Source organism: Brevibacillus brevis (assembly GCF_900637055.1).
Lineage (GTDB): Bacteria > Bacillota > Bacilli > Brevibacillales > Brevibacillaceae > Brevibacillus > Brevibacillus brevis.
Genome location: NZ_LR134338.1, coordinates 3334086 through 3349648, shown reverse-complemented (window position 1 = coordinate 3349648; position 15563 = coordinate 3334086). Strand labels below are relative to the sequence as shown.

General features: G+C 46.7%; 17 protein-coding genes. 13 read left to right on the top strand and 4 right to left on the bottom strand.

Going from position 1 to position 15563, the window contains the following annotated elements; all coding sequences use genetic code 11:
* Positions 1 to 119: 119 nt before the first annotated feature.
* Both EL268_RS15835 and EL268_RS15830 read right to left on the bottom strand, forming a co-directional pair.
* Positions 120 to 368, bottom strand: coding sequence for a hypothetical protein (locus tag EL268_RS15835; RefSeq protein WP_106655148.1), 249 nt, complete (start codon positions 366 to 368; stop codon positions 120 to 122).
* Between the two features lie 94 nt (positions 369 to 462).
* Entirely contained in the window at positions 463 to 1152 is a 690-nt protein-coding gene (locus tag EL268_RS15830; protein ID WP_106655149.1) for a DUF6973 domain-containing protein, read from the bottom strand.
* 432 nt (positions 1153 to 1584) lie between these two features.
* On the opposite strand from EL268_RS15830, the gene ybaK reads away from it, so the two are divergent.
* Positions 1585 to 2064, top strand: coding sequence for a Cys-tRNA(Pro) deacylase (ybaK, locus tag EL268_RS15825; protein WP_106655150.1), 480 nt, complete (start codon positions 1585 to 1587; stop codon positions 2062 to 2064).
* Between the two features lie 40 nt (positions 2065 to 2104).
* Here ybaK and EL268_RS15820 read toward each other — a convergent pair whose 3' ends face one another.
* Entirely contained in the window at positions 2105 to 2926 is an 822-nt protein-coding gene (locus EL268_RS15820) for a hypothetical protein (RefSeq protein ID WP_106655151.1), read from the bottom strand.
* A gap of 127 nt (positions 2927 to 3053) precedes the next feature.
* Here EL268_RS15820 and EL268_RS15815 point away from each other — a divergent pair, with 127 nt between their 5' ends.
* The 4 genes from EL268_RS15815 (at position 3054) to EL268_RS15800 (ending at position 7237) form a co-directional block, all read left to right on the top strand.
* Positions 3054 to 4031 carry a helix-turn-helix transcriptional regulator gene (locus tag EL268_RS15815; RefSeq protein WP_232030488.1) on the top strand — a complete coding sequence of 326 codons (978 nt, stop codon included), beginning with the start codon at positions 3054 to 3056 and terminating at the stop codon, positions 4029 to 4031.
* Positions 4032 to 4177: 146 nt separating this feature from the next.
* Positions 4178 to 5152 (top strand): ABC transporter substrate-binding protein, encoded by a 975-nt coding sequence (locus EL268_RS15810; RefSeq protein ID WP_106655152.1) that lies wholly within the window; start codon positions 4178 to 4180, stop codon positions 5150 to 5152.
* A gap of 135 nt (positions 5153 to 5287) precedes the next feature.
* Positions 5288 to 6619 (top strand): LLM class flavin-dependent oxidoreductase, encoded by a 1332-nt coding sequence (locus EL268_RS15805; protein ID WP_106655153.1) that lies wholly within the window; start codon positions 5288 to 5290, stop codon positions 6617 to 6619.
* A 123-nt stretch (positions 6620 to 6742) separates the two neighbouring features.
* On the top strand, positions 6743 to 7237 hold the full coding sequence (locus EL268_RS15800) for a VOC family protein (RefSeq protein ID WP_106655154.1): 495 nt from the start codon (positions 6743 to 6745) through the stop codon (positions 7235 to 7237).
* A gap of 31 nt (positions 7238 to 7268) precedes the next feature.
* Here the strand turns inward: EL268_RS15800 and EL268_RS15795 are convergent, their stop codons facing one another.
* Entirely contained in the window at positions 7269 to 8285 is a 1017-nt protein-coding gene (locus tag EL268_RS15795) for an LLM class flavin-dependent oxidoreductase (RefSeq protein ID WP_106655155.1), read from the bottom strand.
* A 346-nt stretch (positions 8286 to 8631) separates the two neighbouring features.
* Here EL268_RS15795 and EL268_RS15790 point away from each other — a divergent pair, with 346 nt between their 5' ends.
* The 8 genes from EL268_RS15790 to EL268_RS15755 all read left to right on the top strand — a co-directional run bounded on the left by EL268_RS15790 (position 8632) and on the right by EL268_RS15755 (position 15522).
* Complete coding sequence (locus EL268_RS15790; protein ID WP_106655156.1) at positions 8632 to 8889, top strand: glutaredoxin family protein; 258 nt, start codon at positions 8632 to 8634, stop codon at positions 8887 to 8889.
* A gap of 93 nt (positions 8890 to 8982) precedes the next feature.
* Entirely contained in the window at positions 8983 to 10002 is a 1020-nt protein-coding gene (locus tag EL268_RS15785) for a methionine ABC transporter ATP-binding protein (RefSeq protein ID WP_106655472.1), read from the top strand.
* Between the two features lie 2 nt (positions 10003 to 10004).
* Positions 10005 to 10655, top strand: a complete 651-nt coding sequence (locus EL268_RS15780; protein WP_106655157.1) for a methionine ABC transporter permease — start codon at positions 10005 to 10007, stop codon at positions 10653 to 10655.
* Between the two features lie 30 nt (positions 10656 to 10685).
* Complete coding sequence (locus EL268_RS15775) at positions 10686 to 11528, top strand: MetQ/NlpA family ABC transporter substrate-binding protein (RefSeq protein WP_106655158.1); 843 nt, start codon at positions 10686 to 10688, stop codon at positions 11526 to 11528.
* Positions 11529 to 11552: 24 nt separating this feature from the next.
* Complete coding sequence (locus EL268_RS15770; protein ID WP_373863402.1) at positions 11553 to 12902, top strand: LLM class flavin-dependent oxidoreductase; 1350 nt, start codon at positions 11553 to 11555, stop codon at positions 12900 to 12902.
* 4 nt (positions 12903 to 12906) lie between these two features.
* Positions 12907 to 14067 (top strand): M20 peptidase aminoacylase family protein, encoded by a 1161-nt coding sequence (locus EL268_RS15765; RefSeq protein ID WP_106655159.1) that lies wholly within the window; start codon positions 12907 to 12909, stop codon positions 14065 to 14067.
* 4 nt (positions 14068 to 14071) lie between these two features.
* Positions 14072 to 14857, top strand: a complete 786-nt coding sequence (locus EL268_RS15760; protein ID WP_106655160.1) for a methionine ABC transporter ATP-binding protein — start codon at positions 14072 to 14074, stop codon at positions 14855 to 14857.
* Positions 14854 to 15522 carry a methionine ABC transporter permease gene (locus tag EL268_RS15755; RefSeq protein ID WP_106655161.1) on the top strand — a complete coding sequence of 223 codons (669 nt, stop codon included), beginning with the start codon at positions 14854 to 14856 and terminating at the stop codon, positions 15520 to 15522. The genes EL268_RS15760 and EL268_RS15755 overlap by 4 nt, the downstream gene beginning before the upstream one ends.
* Positions 15523 to 15563 lie beyond the last annotated feature (41 nt).

The following is a 15563-nucleotide window of genomic DNA, read 5'->3' as shown; positions in this document are numbered from 1 at the left end:
GATGATAAGAGAGACTTGATAAAAACGAAAAGTAATAGAAATAAAGTAAGGGCGTTGGAATCAAAAAAGTTGGGTTTAACAGTTAACTCGGGGTGATGGGGGCTTTTTTGGGTATTATCTTATGTGCAACACATTGCATATTTATATTGGTCATCCTCATGGATCCAAACAGAACCATCATTTTTGATAATAAAACGAAAATTGTGCTCTGAAAGCTCTTTAACTATCTCAGCATTATTAGATTCAAAGATCTTAACATATTCTGCTTCCAGTGAAGAATTGCTGAGTAGAAAAAAAACGAAAATAACAACACATAATAAAAGAGCAATTGAAATTATAGTTCGACGATTACTCAGCTTTGGCAACATGCGTTTTCCTCCGAGAACAAGAGATTTTCGAGTAGAATAGATTGGCGTCAGTCGTCATATAATTATGACACAACTGACGCCAAATTGTGGAAAATTATTTAAAATCAGACTCATCACCAGTAAAATAAGTAACCTTTAGTTGGTCCCACGGTTCTTTACCAGTTATTTTTTCACTATTGTTCGATTTTTTTACTAATCTTTTAAGGTCACCACTAAAATATACTTCATCAATATAATCATCAATGATATATACGACATCTGCGGGATCAGTATAACCGCTTAATCCTTCTTTAGTAGCTTTATATCTTCCTTCTCCATTGTTATGTAAATCCATTTTTGCATGAGGGTTATTTTTTGAATAATCTGCTGCTCCATATTCGTGAGCGTCAGTCCACGCTCTTGTCCACGCATCGTCCGTCATGCTAACTAAGATTAGGCTCCATGCGGCATGTCTAAATGCATCTGATCTGTCACCAAGTCCATTACGACCGAATTTAGCAATAGTATAATCCCAAGCGGTTTTTCCTGCACCCAATGCGTAAATACCATAAATTGGGTTAGAGTCATACATCTCTTGTTCTTGATCGTTCAGTGTGGTGCCAGGTACAGGCCAGTCATAATCATCGCCAGAAGCCTTAGCGGAGAATTGGTCATTGCTGTTATTGCTATACTTTTCTGTGATTTCAAGAAGCTTATCATTAAGCTCATCTTGGCTAGCATCTGGATTGTTTGTTCTAAAATTAACGATCTCACTAAAAATTTTGTCAAAATCCCCATTTTTCAACTTTTCGTAAGCGCCTTCATACTTTTATACTTCATTTTTAAGTACACTAGCGCGTAAATCACTATTTTTTGCTGAAATGGGGACTGAAGTAGAGCATATTAATAATCCGGTAACTAATGTAAATAACACAATTTTTTTCATTGTATAAAACTCCTTTAAATGTAATTTTTTTACAAATAAAATCATATCAAAAATTTATGTAACTCTCAATGAAAAAGCACAACAAATCGAAATGAACGAAGCTCCGCTCATTCCGTTCCGATTCTCCGAGAACTTGGCGGCGATTCATTGAGATTGACGATGTAACGATTCAATAATACGAGGCGCCGCTGACATGCTTGTGTCAGTGGCGCTTTTTGGTTGAAAAGTAGAACGTCATCCCCTAAGATAGATTATATTTTGTTGATCAGCGTGTAGTGGAGGTGGAATGGCGTGAAACAGGGAAAAACGAATGCGATGCGGATATTGGACAAAGAAAAAATCGCATACACCATGCTGACGTATGCAACGGATGATGGAAAAATCGACGGAATTGCTGTCGCCCAAAAGATCGGTCGCGAAGAAAACGTTGTCTATAAAACACTGATTTCGCAAGGGACGAGCAAATCGTATTATGTGTTTGTCATTCCGGTTGAAGCCGAGCTTGATCTCAAAAAAGCGGCGAAAGCAGTCGGCGAGAAGAAGATCGAGATGATTCCCGTGAAAGAGATTACTAAAGTATCTGGCTATATTCGTGGTGGATGTTCGCCAGTTGGGATGAAGAAATTGTTTCCGACAGTGATCGATCAACGAGCACAATTGCTAGAGACGATTATTGTCAGTGGCGGAAATATTGGCGTCCAGATCGAGATGGCGGTAGAGGGCTTGTTACAAGCAACGAAAGGATCCTTGGCAGATATATCTGCAATCTAAAGAAAAAAGGCCACGGCATAAGCTGAGGCCTTTTTTCTGTTTATGGAAAAAGTCCCGGCCAAACTTGGAAAGGGGTGTCGCATGAACAGCAGTTCAATTCACCAGCAAGATAAGGAAGGTGGGCAAGCAGCTTTTTATCCCCAATTTCAATTGCAAGTTGGTATAATCTCTGAAGTCCGTTGTCATTTGTCATGTCTGGTCTTTTGGCGGTGATTGAAAATCGTTTCGCTGTACCGTGAGAAACGGGATCGTCTTCGTAAGCGAACAAAATCTCCTCCTCATCTGGCCATAAATAGATAGACTGCTCGCACGTCGGACACACCGTTACATATTCGTCTCCTTCCGAAAAGGTGAGAAGCATGTTGGCAATGTCCTTGTCCCCACGAAACGCAGCGTCCGCAGCTAATATGTAGCGCTTGTCTGCTTCATGCTCTCCCATCCGTACTAGGTGAAGGATTGATTCTGTCTGCTCTGTCATTGATAGAATGGCACGCCGGTATTCACGATAGATATTTCTGATGGTCTCTTGATCTATTAATAGTGTCTGATCTCGTAAAAACTCCGATGGCACATCCATATGAGGCGCATTTTCGCTATTGGCTTCGAAAATGCCGCAGGTTATGAAGATATCCAACAGAATATCGGGGCTCTCTGTTTTTAGCGCGATCTCTACTAAATAGGGAACGGCGGCATATGTGCATGGATAAATCGTATTTTGATGATACAGAAGTTCCCAATACAACTCTTCTTTTTCCTCAGAAAAATAGTCGTGCTGAATATGCTGGATGAGCGTAGGGACGCTATCAGAATAACCATAAGGACCTTGCAGCTTACCCCATACAGGACTTGCTAAATCTAGCATAAGAACATCACCTCTTTTGCTAAAATGAACCCACTATTTCCATTATCATAGTAAAACTTTCCTCAATCCGCTATAATTTGAGAATGATTATCATGTGCATTTTACACATCAGATTGGGTGGACAGAGTTGAGTTCTACAGATATTCAAGAAAACTTTCATCACTTTTTCGACAGAATGAATCTGGAAACACAGAATGTGGATCAGAAAACAAATCTGACCCTTCATCCAGAGATGGGTGAGGGGTATGCTCGTCGGTTTCTTCCTCGGTATGATATGGAAGTTGTTGTATCTGACTATACATTTTACCGATCACGGAGAATCTCTCTTTCTACGAAAAGCCCTATGGTAGAGCTGAATTTTTGTTTAAAAGGGGAAAGAGGGATTCGGGTGCAAGGCAAAGAGCATCAATTGCTGCCTGGTCTTTGCTCGCTACAATTCATGTCAGAAGTGGAAGCGAGGTTTGAATACGGTGGAAATGAGCCGTTCCACATGCTTGGCATCGGTATTCCGGTGTCGACCTTCCATCATTTCATGGAGGAGTCGAATGGTGAGCGTTCCATTGAATTCAGGCAAGTTCTTGGAAAACAATCGTTTCGTATCTTTCAGGAAAAGCTGTCTCCTGCTGCTTCTGTTGCACTCCAACGTGTGATGCAGCACGCCGCCAAACCGGGAACGAAAAAGATTGAGATGGAAACTGGCGTATTGGGACTGCTTTCGATGGCGTTTCAATCCTTTCTGCTTGATAAGGAAACTGCGTCTGTTCCCTTATCGAAAAGCGACAAAGAAAAGATCGTACAAGCAAGGGAGATCATGTTGGAATGCATGGCGGACCCGCCTTCATTACCTGCACTGTCCCGGATGATTGGTTTAAACGACTACAAGCTGAAGGCAGGATTTAAAGCAATGTTTGGCACAACCGTTTTTGGCTACTTGCGAGAAAAGAGGCTGGAAAAAGCCTTATTTTTACTTCAACAAGGGGAAATGAATGTGACGGAAACCTCGAGTGCCATCGGATACACGAATACAAGCTACTTTGCGGAAGCTTTCCGGGAGAAATATGGTGTCAACCCAAGCGCATTCGTGAGACGTTCCTCTAACAGGTAGGCTCAGTATCCCGATAACCAGCAAACTATTCCGTCTACAGGTAGTATGGATGACCGGCCAGTAGTATCATTTGGGGCGTTGATAACGAATCTCATTTACATGTCGTTTTAATGTAGGAGAGCCTCAAAAAGGAGAGAAGACGGAGTATGCAACGACTAGGTAGTATTTTTATGGTCCTTGCTATCATTTTAGTCCTGATGATCACAGGATGCGGCGGAGGATCGGGCCAACAAACAACTGCACTAACTACGAACAAACAAGCGGGACACCAAGGCTCAACGCCTGCAAAGAGCGAGAGTGCTTTTCCACGGACGATCGCCCATCTATCAGGTGAAACGGTCATTCAGGAAAAACCAATAAAAATCGCGACGCCGTACATTGCTTTTGTTGACTACTTGGCCGTTTTGGATGAGTATCCGATTGCTGCCCAAGGTGTATCGACCATTACGGCGAATTTTCCCAGTCTCAATAAACGAGTAGCGGATAAAAATATCATCGATCTGGGGATGGAGGTCGATCTGGAGAAGTTGCTGGCTGTTCAGTCTGATATCATTATTGCCGCTGATGACATGCGCGACCAATACGGAAAATTATCGCAAATTGCACCAACTGTCATCTTGCCTCAGGCTGGGGATTGGCGTGAAACCCTCCAACAAATGGCTTCGATTATAGGAAAAGAGGAGAAGGCTACGAATGTGCTAGCCGAGTTTGATCGAAAATCGGCGGCATACAAAGAACAGCTCGCCTTTCGCAGTCAGGAGTCGGTCATGTTCGTCATGTACAGAGGGAAAGAGCAGTTCATTACTTGGACCGATGGAAGATTCGATCCATTTTACAACGGACTTGGATTGAAGCGAACGGAAGGGGCTCATGAAAATGGGCAGCTCTCACTCGAGGGCCTCGCTCAACTAAATCCAGACCATCTGTTCGTCATCAATAATTGGCAAGCGCCGATCCAAGGTGGAGTGAAAGAGGCCCTGAAAGGAAGCAACGTCTGGAATAGCTTGAACGCCGTCAAAAATAACCGAGTCTATGAATTGGCAGACCCTTCGTTACCTGGACCGATGGCTCTGGCGAAAATAGACGGGATTGAAGAAATCATGAAAGCAATGGGGAAGTAAGTAGTTTAATTCACACTTGACACATTGGAATAATTACCATAATCTAATCTACAACGATTCTTGGCTGATTGGTCAACCAAAGGCTCCTGTACTTGACAGGGGCCTTTTTGTTATTTAACAAAGGAGGAACGAACCATGGGGAGCAAGAGAACATTGAAGCTAGGGACGATGATTCACGGAATCGGAGGGAATATGGGAGCGTGGCGGCACCCGAAAGCATTGGCTGACGCCAGCGTCAATCTTGGATTCTATGTGCAGCAGGCGCTGAAAGCTGAATCAGGATTGTTCGATTTTGTCTTTATTGCAGATGGTTTGTACATCAATGAAAAATCGCTCCCCCATTTTTTGAACCGTTTCGAGCCACTTACGATTTTATCTGCACTTGGAGCCGTCACCTCACGAATCGGCTTGGTTGGCACCGTATCTACCTCGTACAGCGAGCCGTTTACTATAGCCAGGCAATTTGCGTCCCTGGATCATATCAGTAGCGGCAGGGCTGGGTGGAATGTCGTGACCTCGCCTTTGGAAGGCTCAGCGCTGAACTATGGGAAAAAGGAGCATCCATCCCATGAGCTGCGATACCGAATTGCGGAGGAGTATTTGGAAGTAGTCAAAGGGCTGTGGGATTCGTGGGAAGATGATGCGTTCATTCGCGATAAGGAAGCGGGTATCTTTTTCCATCCGCAAAAAATGCATCGATTGAATCATCAAGGGGAGCACTTTTCCGTGCAGGGTCCATTAAATATCGCTCGTTCTCAACAAGGACACCCTGTTATTTTTCAGGCAGGTTCTTCTCAAAGCGGCAAGACATTGGCGGCAAAATCGGCAGACGCCGTGTTTACAGGGGCAGAAACCCTTGAGGAGGCAGCCAGCTTCTATCAGGATGTAAAAGCGCGAGCGGCGAAGTATGGACGCTCACCGGAGTCCATCTTACTATTTCCGGGGATACGCCCAATTGTCGGCAGAACAAAGGAAGAGGCGCTGCAAAAGCATCAGGAAATCGTCAATCTAGTCAGTATCGAGCATGCATTGAATTATTTGGGCCGCTTTTTTGACCACCACGATTTTACCCAATATGAATTGGATAAACGATTCCCTGATTTGGGCGAGATCGGAAGTAACGGCTTTCGAAGTACCACTGACAAAATCAAACAAAATGCCAAAGAGAACAACTGGACGTTGCGACAGGTTGCTTTGCAAACGGCCACACCTTCCAGCGATTTTATCGGAACGCCCACGATGGTAGCGGACCAAATTCAGTTGTGGTTTGAAAAACAAGCCGCCGACGGATTTATTGTCCACTCCGTTGTGCCGCATGGGTTGGACGATTTTGTTGAGTTGGTAGTGCCCCTTTTGCAAGAGCGGGGGATTTATCGCGACGAATATGAAGCGGACACATTACGTGGGAACCTGGGGCTTTCCATCCCGGTGAACCGTTACGTGAAAGAACAGCATACGATCGTGTAAGTGGGCAGTTTAGGTCAGAGTTTGCATTCATTTGCAGACTCTTTTTTTGCAATCATCCAGAATTGTTAATATAATCATACATATAATATATTAATATTGAAAAAGTAAAGGAGGATGTCAAGTATGATTAAAGGACTGTACGAAGCACATTTACCTGTCAAGAATCTTGCAAGATCGATTGCGTTTTACAAAGATCTGGATTTGGAACTTGCTCATCAGACCGATACAGTGGCTTTCTTTTGGATTGAAAAAGGGCGCAGCTGGTTAGGACTATGGGAGACCGATCGGGTAGATACTCCGTATCACGTATCGTTGAGACATGTGGCCTTTCATATTGATGGAAAAGATATGAAGGAAGCGAAGGAGTGGCTGGAACAGAAGGGAATAACGGTGACCACTATCTTTGGTTTCCCGCCAGAAAAGCAGCCGCTTGTTTTGCCGAATAACCCCCAAGCTCACGCTGCGATTTATTTCGAAGATCCCGACAGCAACCTGTTGGAATTCATCGCACCTTTGCGAATTGATTTTGAGGAAGCCTTTAAAATGATGACGCTAGAGGAGTGGGATCAAAGGGAAAAAAGCCGACTCGCCTCATTCACTCAAGCGGATCGGCCTTAATAAATTCATCTTGTGATCTGTCTGGCACAAATCAGGAAACGGTCAGTTCCGAAAATGCTTCCCTCAATCGCTCATATGACAGCACGCGTTTTTGAAAGTCTTTGATAGGCGCTGTAATGATGACTTCCTCGATATCGTATTGATCCTGGATGGCAATAAGCTTTTCCCGTACCGTGTCTTTCGTTCCGTGAATGACATTCGCTTCCTTTACCTCAATGGTATACGGTTCGACGGATTGGAGCCCGAATTCTTCCGCCTTTTTCAGACTGGTGACGGTTACGGTTTTTCCGCTTTGCAAATGGATTTTGGCGACCTTGCTTTCCTTTGCTAATTGAGCGGCTTCTTCTTCGGTATCGGCTACGATGACAGAAAGAGCAAGGAGTGCTTGCGGATTGGCGATTCTGCCTGGACGAAACTGCTTTCGGTAGGCATTAATAGCGGCTTGACTCACCGTCCCATCCTGGTTGATAAACAGGGCAAACACGTATGGAATGCCCCGGGAAGCAGCTAATTCTGCGCTTTCGAGACTCGTACCCAATAGGAATAAATCAGCAGGCTCGGGGGGAGTCGGGATGACTTTTAATCCATAAAGGGAGTGCGCAGGCGTTAGCTCGTCATGGAGAAAGTGCTCGAGTTCTACGAGTTTTTCTGCAAGAGTTCGGTTGATTCCTGTGTTCTCCTGTTGCAGTGCTTTTGTTGATAACGGAAGCCCGCCGGGAGCTCTGCCAATACCGAGATCGACACGACCAGGTGCCAGGGAAGCCAATACATGGAAATTTTCTGCTACCTTATACGGGCTGTAGTGTTGCAGCATCACTCCACCGGAACCGATGCGGATATGTTCCGTTTTCGCCAGCAAATGGGCGATGAGCACCTCTGGTGATGAGCCGACCACATGATCTAAGTCGTGATGCTCAGACACCCAGAACCGGTGATAGCCGAGCTCTTCGGCCTTCTTGACCAAGGCAATGGTATGCAAAAAAGCCTCTGTTGCCGTTTCCCCTTCTTGGATGGGACTCTGATCCAAAATGCTTAGTTTTAGCGGCATGTTCTTCGCTCCTATTCGTAATGGAAAAGAAATAGAGGCCCCCTGATCGTACGCTTGCATGTACAAAGGGGGCCTCTGGATGACCAGTCGGCTGATTTCATAGTTATTTGCTAGGATTTTATCGGTAACCCATTTCATTGTCAATGACTATTTCAAGCTGCAATGTTTGTAATGCGATGGAAAATAGCTGTTGACGTGGCAAAGGTGAGAATGATAATATCCCAAGTAATCCGATGTGAATTAAAAATGTCGACCAGACAACTGGAGACTTCCTGCCAATGGGTAGGGGGTCTTTTTGTTTTTGGATCGCACCGGAAGCCAGTGTTGGGAGAAGGAGGAGTTGTACGTGTCAGCCAAACAAAAAGTGATTGTATGGGGGAGAAGCGGGTACTCGTTTTGTACAGACGTCAAGGCTGTATTACAAGCGAATCAACATCCTTTTGAATGGATTGATGTAGAAGGAAAAGACGTGCTCCGCGATGTGCTGGAACTCAAATACGGCACACGCTTGGTCCCGGTGGTGGAATTCGGCGGGGACGGCAAATACGAAGCATTGCTTCATACAGAACTGGATCGGTTAGAATCGCGATTGTCAGTTAGCTAGGGGGGAAACAACATGGGGAGCATACAAGCGATTAGGGAGGAGACACGTACATCTCTTCCGTCCAACGGGAAAAAGGTTGAACCGATAGAGAGCATGATTGAGTTTCACGAAGTCCATAAATCATACGAAAACGGCGGCGCAACTATTGAGGCATTAAAAGGTGTTACGCTGAATGTGCACAAAGGCGACATTTTCGGAGTAATCGGTTTAAGCGGTGCTGGCAAAAGCACGTTGCTTCGCACGGTCAATCGATTGGAGCAGCCCACATCTGGCAGAGTGATTGTCGACGGGAATGATTTGTCTGTTTTGTCGGTCAAACATTTGCGGAGCTTGAAGAAAAACATTGGCATGATCTTTCAGCAGTTCAATCTGCTCTCCACGAAGACCGTTTTTGACAATGTAGCGATGCCGCTGCGGCTTGGAACCACTTCACAAAAGGAAGTTCAGGAACGCGTAGGCGAGCTCCTGTCGTTTGTAGGATTAACTGAAAAAGCGCAGAGCTATCCCAACCAGCTATCCGGCGGACAAAAGCAGCGTGTCGGGATCGCACGTGCACTGGCGACCAACCCGTCGATTTTGCTGAGCGACGAAGCAACCTCGGCGTTGGACCCGCAAACGACCGCGTCCATTCTAGAATTGCTCACAAGAGTGAACGAGGAATACAACGTCACGATTCTCATGATTACCCATGAAATGAATGTCATCAAAGAGGTTTGCAACCGTGTTGCGGTCATGGAGCAAGGCGCTGTCGTGGAACAAGGAAATGTCTTGGATGTATTTGCAAATCCTCAGACAGAGACGGCTCGCCATTTTGTCAAATCAGTGGTACGTGACGACATTCCAGTGAGCGTTTACAAGCTTCTTGAAGCGAATCAAGGGAAATCCAAGATCCTTCATATTCGTTTCATCGGGGAAAGCTCTGGTCAGCCGATGCTTTCGCAAGTAGCGAAGCGATTTGCCAGTGACGTCAATGTCCTTTTCGGAAACATCACCGAGCTGCAAGGAGTGCCATTTGGCAACCTGATTGTTGAATTGCAGGGCAACGAGCGGGAAATTGCCCGCGCATACCAATACATCCTACAGCAAAACGTCTCGGTAAAGGAGATTTCATAACGATGGAAGTCACATCCGACCAAGTCATCCAAGCCGTTTACGAAACGATTTACATGGTGAGCGTATCGCTCGTGTTTGCGACATTGATTGGCCTTCCGCTCGGCATCTTGCTCGTGGTCACGCGCAAGGGCCACATTTTAGAGAACCCGTTGATTTTTTCGATCTTGAATCCGATCATCAATGTCCTTCGTTCGGTACCATTTATCATTTTACTGGTGGCCATTATCCCGTTGACGAGGCTGATTGTCGGGACCTCTATCGGCACGACCGCGGCGATTGTGCCCCTCGTCATCTACAGCGGACCTTACATTGCTCGCTTGGTGGAAAACTCCTTGCTGGAAGTAAACGAAGGGATCATCGAAGCTGCAGAAGCAATGGGAGCGACGCCGTTGCAGATCATATTTCGCTTTCTCATCCCGGAAACACTCGGGTCGATTATTCTCAGTATCACGACAGCTACCATCGGCTTAATCGGAGCCACAGCCATGGCTGGAGCAATCGGTGGCGGAGGAATTGGAGACTTGGCGATTACATACGGATATCAGCGGTTCAGCACTGTGACAATTGTTGCGACCGTCGTCATCCTCGTCGTTCTCGTCCAAGGGATTCAATCATTCGGCAACGTGCTGGCCGGTAAAATTCGCCGGAACTAAGGCAACAGAAGAGACAGGAGAGAACCATCGATGAAAAAAGTAGCGCTTACCCTACTGTGCGCCTTGATAGCCATGCTCGCAGTTGGTTGCGGAAAAACAGAGGAACAGGCGGGGCTGAAAATCGGCATTCGCGGGTCGGAAAGCCGTACGTGGGACTTCGTGAAGGAACAGGCGGCAAAAGAAGGATTGCAAATTGAATTGGTTTCATTCAACGCGAATGTGAATCCAAATACCGTCCTGCTTGAGGGGGAAATCGACGCCAATGCCTTTCAGCACGTCGCTTTTTTAGACCAATTCAACAGGAAAAACAACGCGCAAATCGTGCCCGTTGGCTCCACGATCATTGCACCCCTCGGGATCTACTCGGATACGTTTAAAAAAATCGAAGAAATACCGGACGGGGCAAAGATCGCCGTACCGAACGATGACTCCAACTGGGGGCGTGCCTTGCTGCTGCTCCAAGAGGCTGGACTGATTCAAGTCGTGGATAATTTCGATGGATTTGGCGGGGCGGATAAGATCAAGGCGAATCCCAAACATTTAGAAATTGTCCCCGTCGATGGTGCAACGACTCCTCGTGTCATGAAGGATGTGGCGGCCTCCATTATAAACAACGGTGTGGCAGTCGAGGCTGGTTTTCTATTAAAAGACGCTGTGTTTCATGAAAGCAAAACGGCGAAGCCATACATCAACGTGATTGCGACGACAAAAGAAAAGGCAAATAGGGAGGATGTAAAAAAGCTGGTGGCGATCTACCAGTCCAAAATCGTTTCTGATTTTATCACGGAGACGTATAAAGGAAACTACATTCCTACACAAGTACCTGTCGAAGAACTAATCAATTTTAAACAAGCGTTTAAGAGTAAACCATAACGCGAACGAATGGGAGAAGAGCTGATGGGAAAGCGACAAATTCACTTATCCGCTTACTTAGTTGGTACGGGCATACATGTAGCGTCATGGCGGTTACCGACAGCGAAAAGAAATGCGAGTATCGACATCGAATATTATAAGCAGCTGGCTCAGACGGCAGAGCGCGGGAAGTTTGACATCGCCTTTATTGCAGACAGCTTGGCAGTCAATGAAGATTCGCATCCGAATATTCTCAATCGTTTTGAACCGATTACATTATTGGCAGCCCTCGCTGGTGCTACGTCCAAAATCGGTCTCGTCGCAACTGCATCCACTACTTACCACGAGCCCTACAATCTGGCTCGGCTGTTTGCTTCTGTCGATCATATCAGCAATGGCCGCGCAGGCTGGAATATGGTCACTACGGGCGATGCAACAGGAGAAACGGGGCGCAACTTCAGCCGTTCAACCCATGTACCACACGATCAGCGCTACGAGCAGGCAGAAGAATTCATCGATGTCGTTTCCGGCTTGTGGGATTCGTGGGAAGACGACGCATTTGTACAAGACAAAACGACGGGTGTGTTTTTTGATCCGGAAAAAATGCACCGACTCCATTACAAAGGTCAACATTACACGGTACAAGGACCGCTGAATATCGGCAGGTCCAAGCAAGGACAGCCTGTCATCGTGCAAGCAGGAGCGTCAGAACCGGGACAACGGCTGGCAGCGCGAACAGCAGAAGTCGTCTTTTCACACGTCAAGGATTTTGAGCGTGCCAAGAAGTTTTATCACAGCCTGAAAAGCAGGCTTCCTGATTACGGTCGAACTCCAGATGAACTGCACATTTTGCAAGGCATATCCCCGATTATTGCGGATACAAAGGCAGAGGCAGAGGCGATTTATGAGCAGTTGCATGACTTATTGCTGCCTGAGCAAGGCTTGCGATTTTTGTCGGGTTATTTGGGCAAAGTCGATTTCAGCAAGTATTCGCTGGATACGCCAGCAGCAGAAGTCATTTTTCCAGAAGAGAATGGCATCCAGAGTCATTTCGAATGGATGACAGAGCTGATTCGCCAAAAGAATCCGAACTTGCGCCAGTTGTACGCGTTGCTCGAAGGAGGAAGCAATCGGGAATGGATCGGAACCCCTGAACAAATCGCAGACGCGATGGAAAAATGGTTTACCCAAGGGGCGGCAGATGGATTCATGTTCATCGCTCCGATTCTCCCGCATGGTTTGGAAGTGTTCGTCGATAAGGTCATCCCGATTTTGCAAGAAAGAGGGCTTTATCGCTTGGATTACGAGGGAGATACGCTACGTGATCATCTGCATTTGAAAAAACCGCCCAATCGGTTCCGGGTCCCCAACAAGCAATTGACAGAAAGGAGATAGCGCAGTGGGAACAGGTATAGAGGCATTACGATCAACCGAACTGGAGGCCAAGCTAATTGCGATTCGCAGACAACTGCATCAATATCCCGAGGTTGCCTACGAAGAGTTCGAAACCACTCGCGCTATTCGTAAATGGCTGGAGGAAGCGGATATTCGCATCGTCGATTTCCCGCTGCAAACAGGCGTAGTGGCAGAAATAGGCGCGAACAACAATAGTGGACCGATCATTGCACTGCGCGCAGATATTGATGCATTGCCGATTCAAGAGGAAACAGGCTTGCCGTACGCATCGAAAATCCCAGGGAAAATGCATGCTTGCGGTCATGACTTCCACACGGCGGTCATCCTCGGAGCTGCTTATCTATTGAAGCAACAGGAAAAGACACTGGCAGGAACAGTGCGGTTTCTTTTCCAACCCGCAGAAGAGAAAGGAACAGGTGCAAGGCAGTTGGTGGAGAGGGGCGTTTTGGAAGGGGTTCACGCGATCTTTGGCTTGCACAACAAACCTGATCTGGAAGTCGGGGCAATCGGGATTAAACCGGGACCGCTGATGGCAAGCGTAGATGGCTTTGAGATCGATGTGGAAGGGATCGGTACACATGCAGCCATCCCACATGCCGGGGTAGATCCAATCGTAGCAGCTTCGCAAATCGTCACGGCTTTGCAATCGATTGTCAGTAGAAATGTAAGTCCGTTGGATAACGCTGTTGTAAGCGTGACGACCATTCACGGCGGAACGACTTGGAATGTGATTCCCGACAAAGTCGTTCTTGGCGGTACAATCCGCACCTTTCAAGAGGAGGTACGTGCGCGTATTCCCGAGCGCTTGCGTGCGATTATCGAGGGCGTAGCGTCAGCCTATGGTGCCAACGTTCATCTGCGCTGGTTTGCAGGACCACCACCTGTTCACAATGACGAGAAGCTAACACAGCTGTCCATCGATGTAGCCAAGAAGGTTGGCTTGCAAGTCGTAACGCCCGAACCGTCTGCGGCGGGAGAAGATTTTGCTTACTATCAATTGAAAATACCCGGCTCCTTCATTTTTTTCGGAACATCCGGTACCGAGGAATGGCATCATCCGGGATTTACGCTGGATGAACGGGCACTTTTGCCTGGCGCTCATTATTTTGCCGAGCTGGCTGCTAGCGCATTAAAGGACAGGTGAACGAATGGTAAACATCGAGAACCTCCATAAATCTTACAAAACGGCAAATGGAATCATCCCTGTTTTGCAGGACGTCCATTTACAAATCGAAAAAGGAGATATATTCGGGATCATCGGGTTTTCGGGAGCAGGTAAATCAACCCTGATTCGTTGTCTCAATCGGCTGGAGGAGCCCGATTCCGGGACCATCGAGATCGGAGGCAGGGTTATTACAGAACTATCCGAGAAAGAACTGCGACAGGCAAGGCAAAAAATCGGCATGATATTTCAGCAGTTTCATCTGCTGGATGCAAAAACAGTCTATCAAAACGTTGCCTTTCCCTTGGAGGTAGCTGGCCATCCGAAGCCATATATTCACCAGCGTGTAAGAGAAATATTAGAACTCGTACAGCTCGGAGACAAGGAAAACACATATCCGTCCCAGCTCAGCGGCGGTCAAAAGCAGCGTGTCGGGATTGCCAGGGCGCTGGTCAATTCGCCTGATTTGCTGCTGAGTGACGAAGCGACATCCGCGCTCGACCCGCAGACGACGTATTCGATTCTGGAGCTGTTGAAGGAGATCAATCGCCAGTTAAAGCTGACAATTGTGCTCATTACTCACGAGCTGGATGTGCTTCAGCACGTATGCAACAACATGGCGGTCATCGAAAACGGCAGAATCGTCGAGACGGGGAGTGTGGAGAAGTTTTTCCTTCATCCAGAAAGTGATACCGCTAAGCGATTTGTCCATATTATCGACTATTACCGTGACAAGCGCCATGTGATGGAAGGAGTCGGAGCGGGCATATGAACGCAGATTTGTTTGAATTGCTATGGGAAGGACTAATTGAGACGCTCTACATGGTGTTTTGGTCATCCTTGTTCGCCCTTTTGATCGGCATGTTTTTGGGGATTACCCTCGTTGTGACGGAAAAGGGTGGCCTTCTTGAATCACCAAAACTGAGTAAATGGATCGGGACAATGATAAATGGCGTGCGGTCTCTTCCTTTCATTATTCTGATCGTATTGCTATTGCCGTTGTCGAGACTCATTGTGGGTACCTCGCTCGGGCCGACAGCTGCTATTGTCTCTTTATCCATTGGTGCAGCACCATTTTTGGCGAGAATCATTGAAAACTCGCTCAAGGAAGTAAGTGCAGGGAAGATGGAAGCAGCCAAATCCGTTGGAGCTTCGCCCATCACAATCATTTTCCGCGTGCTAATTCCGGAAGCGATGCCAGCCTTAGTGCGGGGTGTCACGATTGGGATTATCGGCATCACGGAATTTACCGCAGTAGCTGGGGCAATCGGTGCTGGGGGATTAGGCAGCTTGGCCATTCGTTTTGGATACCAGCGTTTTCGGGAAGACGTTCTCATCGCAACCGTCATTATTATCATTTTGCTCGTCCAAGTCATTCAATGGTCGGGGGATTCCATCGTCAAAGCGATCCATAAGAAACGCTACAAGTTTGAATAAAGCAAGAATCCAAGCCGTATGTAACGAGGGGAGTGAAATGT

Coding starts and splice junctions, on each gene's coding strand:
- EL268_RS15770 (WP_373863402.1), top strand. CDS start 11,553: ATGGGAAAGCGACAAATTCACTTATCCGCTTACTTAGTTGGTACGGGC.
- EL268_RS15775 (WP_106655158.1), top strand. CDS start 10,686: ATGAAAAAAGTAGCGCTTACCCTACTGTGCGCCTTGATAGCCATGCTC.
- EL268_RS15760 (WP_106655160.1), top strand. CDS start 14,072: ATGGTAAACATCGAGAACCTCCATAAATCTTACAAAACGGCAAATGGA.
- EL268_RS15835 (WP_106655148.1), bottom strand. CDS start 368: ATGTTGCCAAAGCTGAGTAATCGTCGAACTATAATTTCAATTGCTCTT.
- EL268_RS15820 (WP_106655151.1), bottom strand. CDS start 2,926: ATGCTAGATTTAGCAAGTCCTGTATGGGGTAAGCTGCAAGGTCCTTAT.
- EL268_RS15810 (WP_106655152.1), top strand. CDS start 4,178: ATGCAACGACTAGGTAGTATTTTTATGGTCCTTGCTATCATTTTAGTC.
- EL268_RS15800 (WP_106655154.1), top strand. CDS start 6,743: ATGATTAAAGGACTGTACGAAGCACATTTACCTGTCAAGAATCTTGCA.
- EL268_RS15755 (WP_106655161.1), top strand. CDS start 14,854: ATGAACGCAGATTTGTTTGAATTGCTATGGGAAGGACTAATTGAGACG.
- EL268_RS15795 (WP_106655155.1), bottom strand. CDS start 8,285: ATGCCGCTAAAACTAAGCATTTTGGATCAGAGTCCCATCCAAGAAGGG.
- EL268_RS15785 (WP_106655472.1), top strand. CDS start 8,983: ATGATTGAGTTTCACGAAGTCCATAAATCATACGAAAACGGCGGCGCA.
- EL268_RS15780 (WP_106655157.1), top strand. CDS start 10,005: ATGGAAGTCACATCCGACCAAGTCATCCAAGCCGTTTACGAAACGATT.
- EL268_RS15805 (WP_106655153.1), top strand. CDS start 5,288: ATGGGGAGCAAGAGAACATTGAAGCTAGGGACGATGATTCACGGAATC.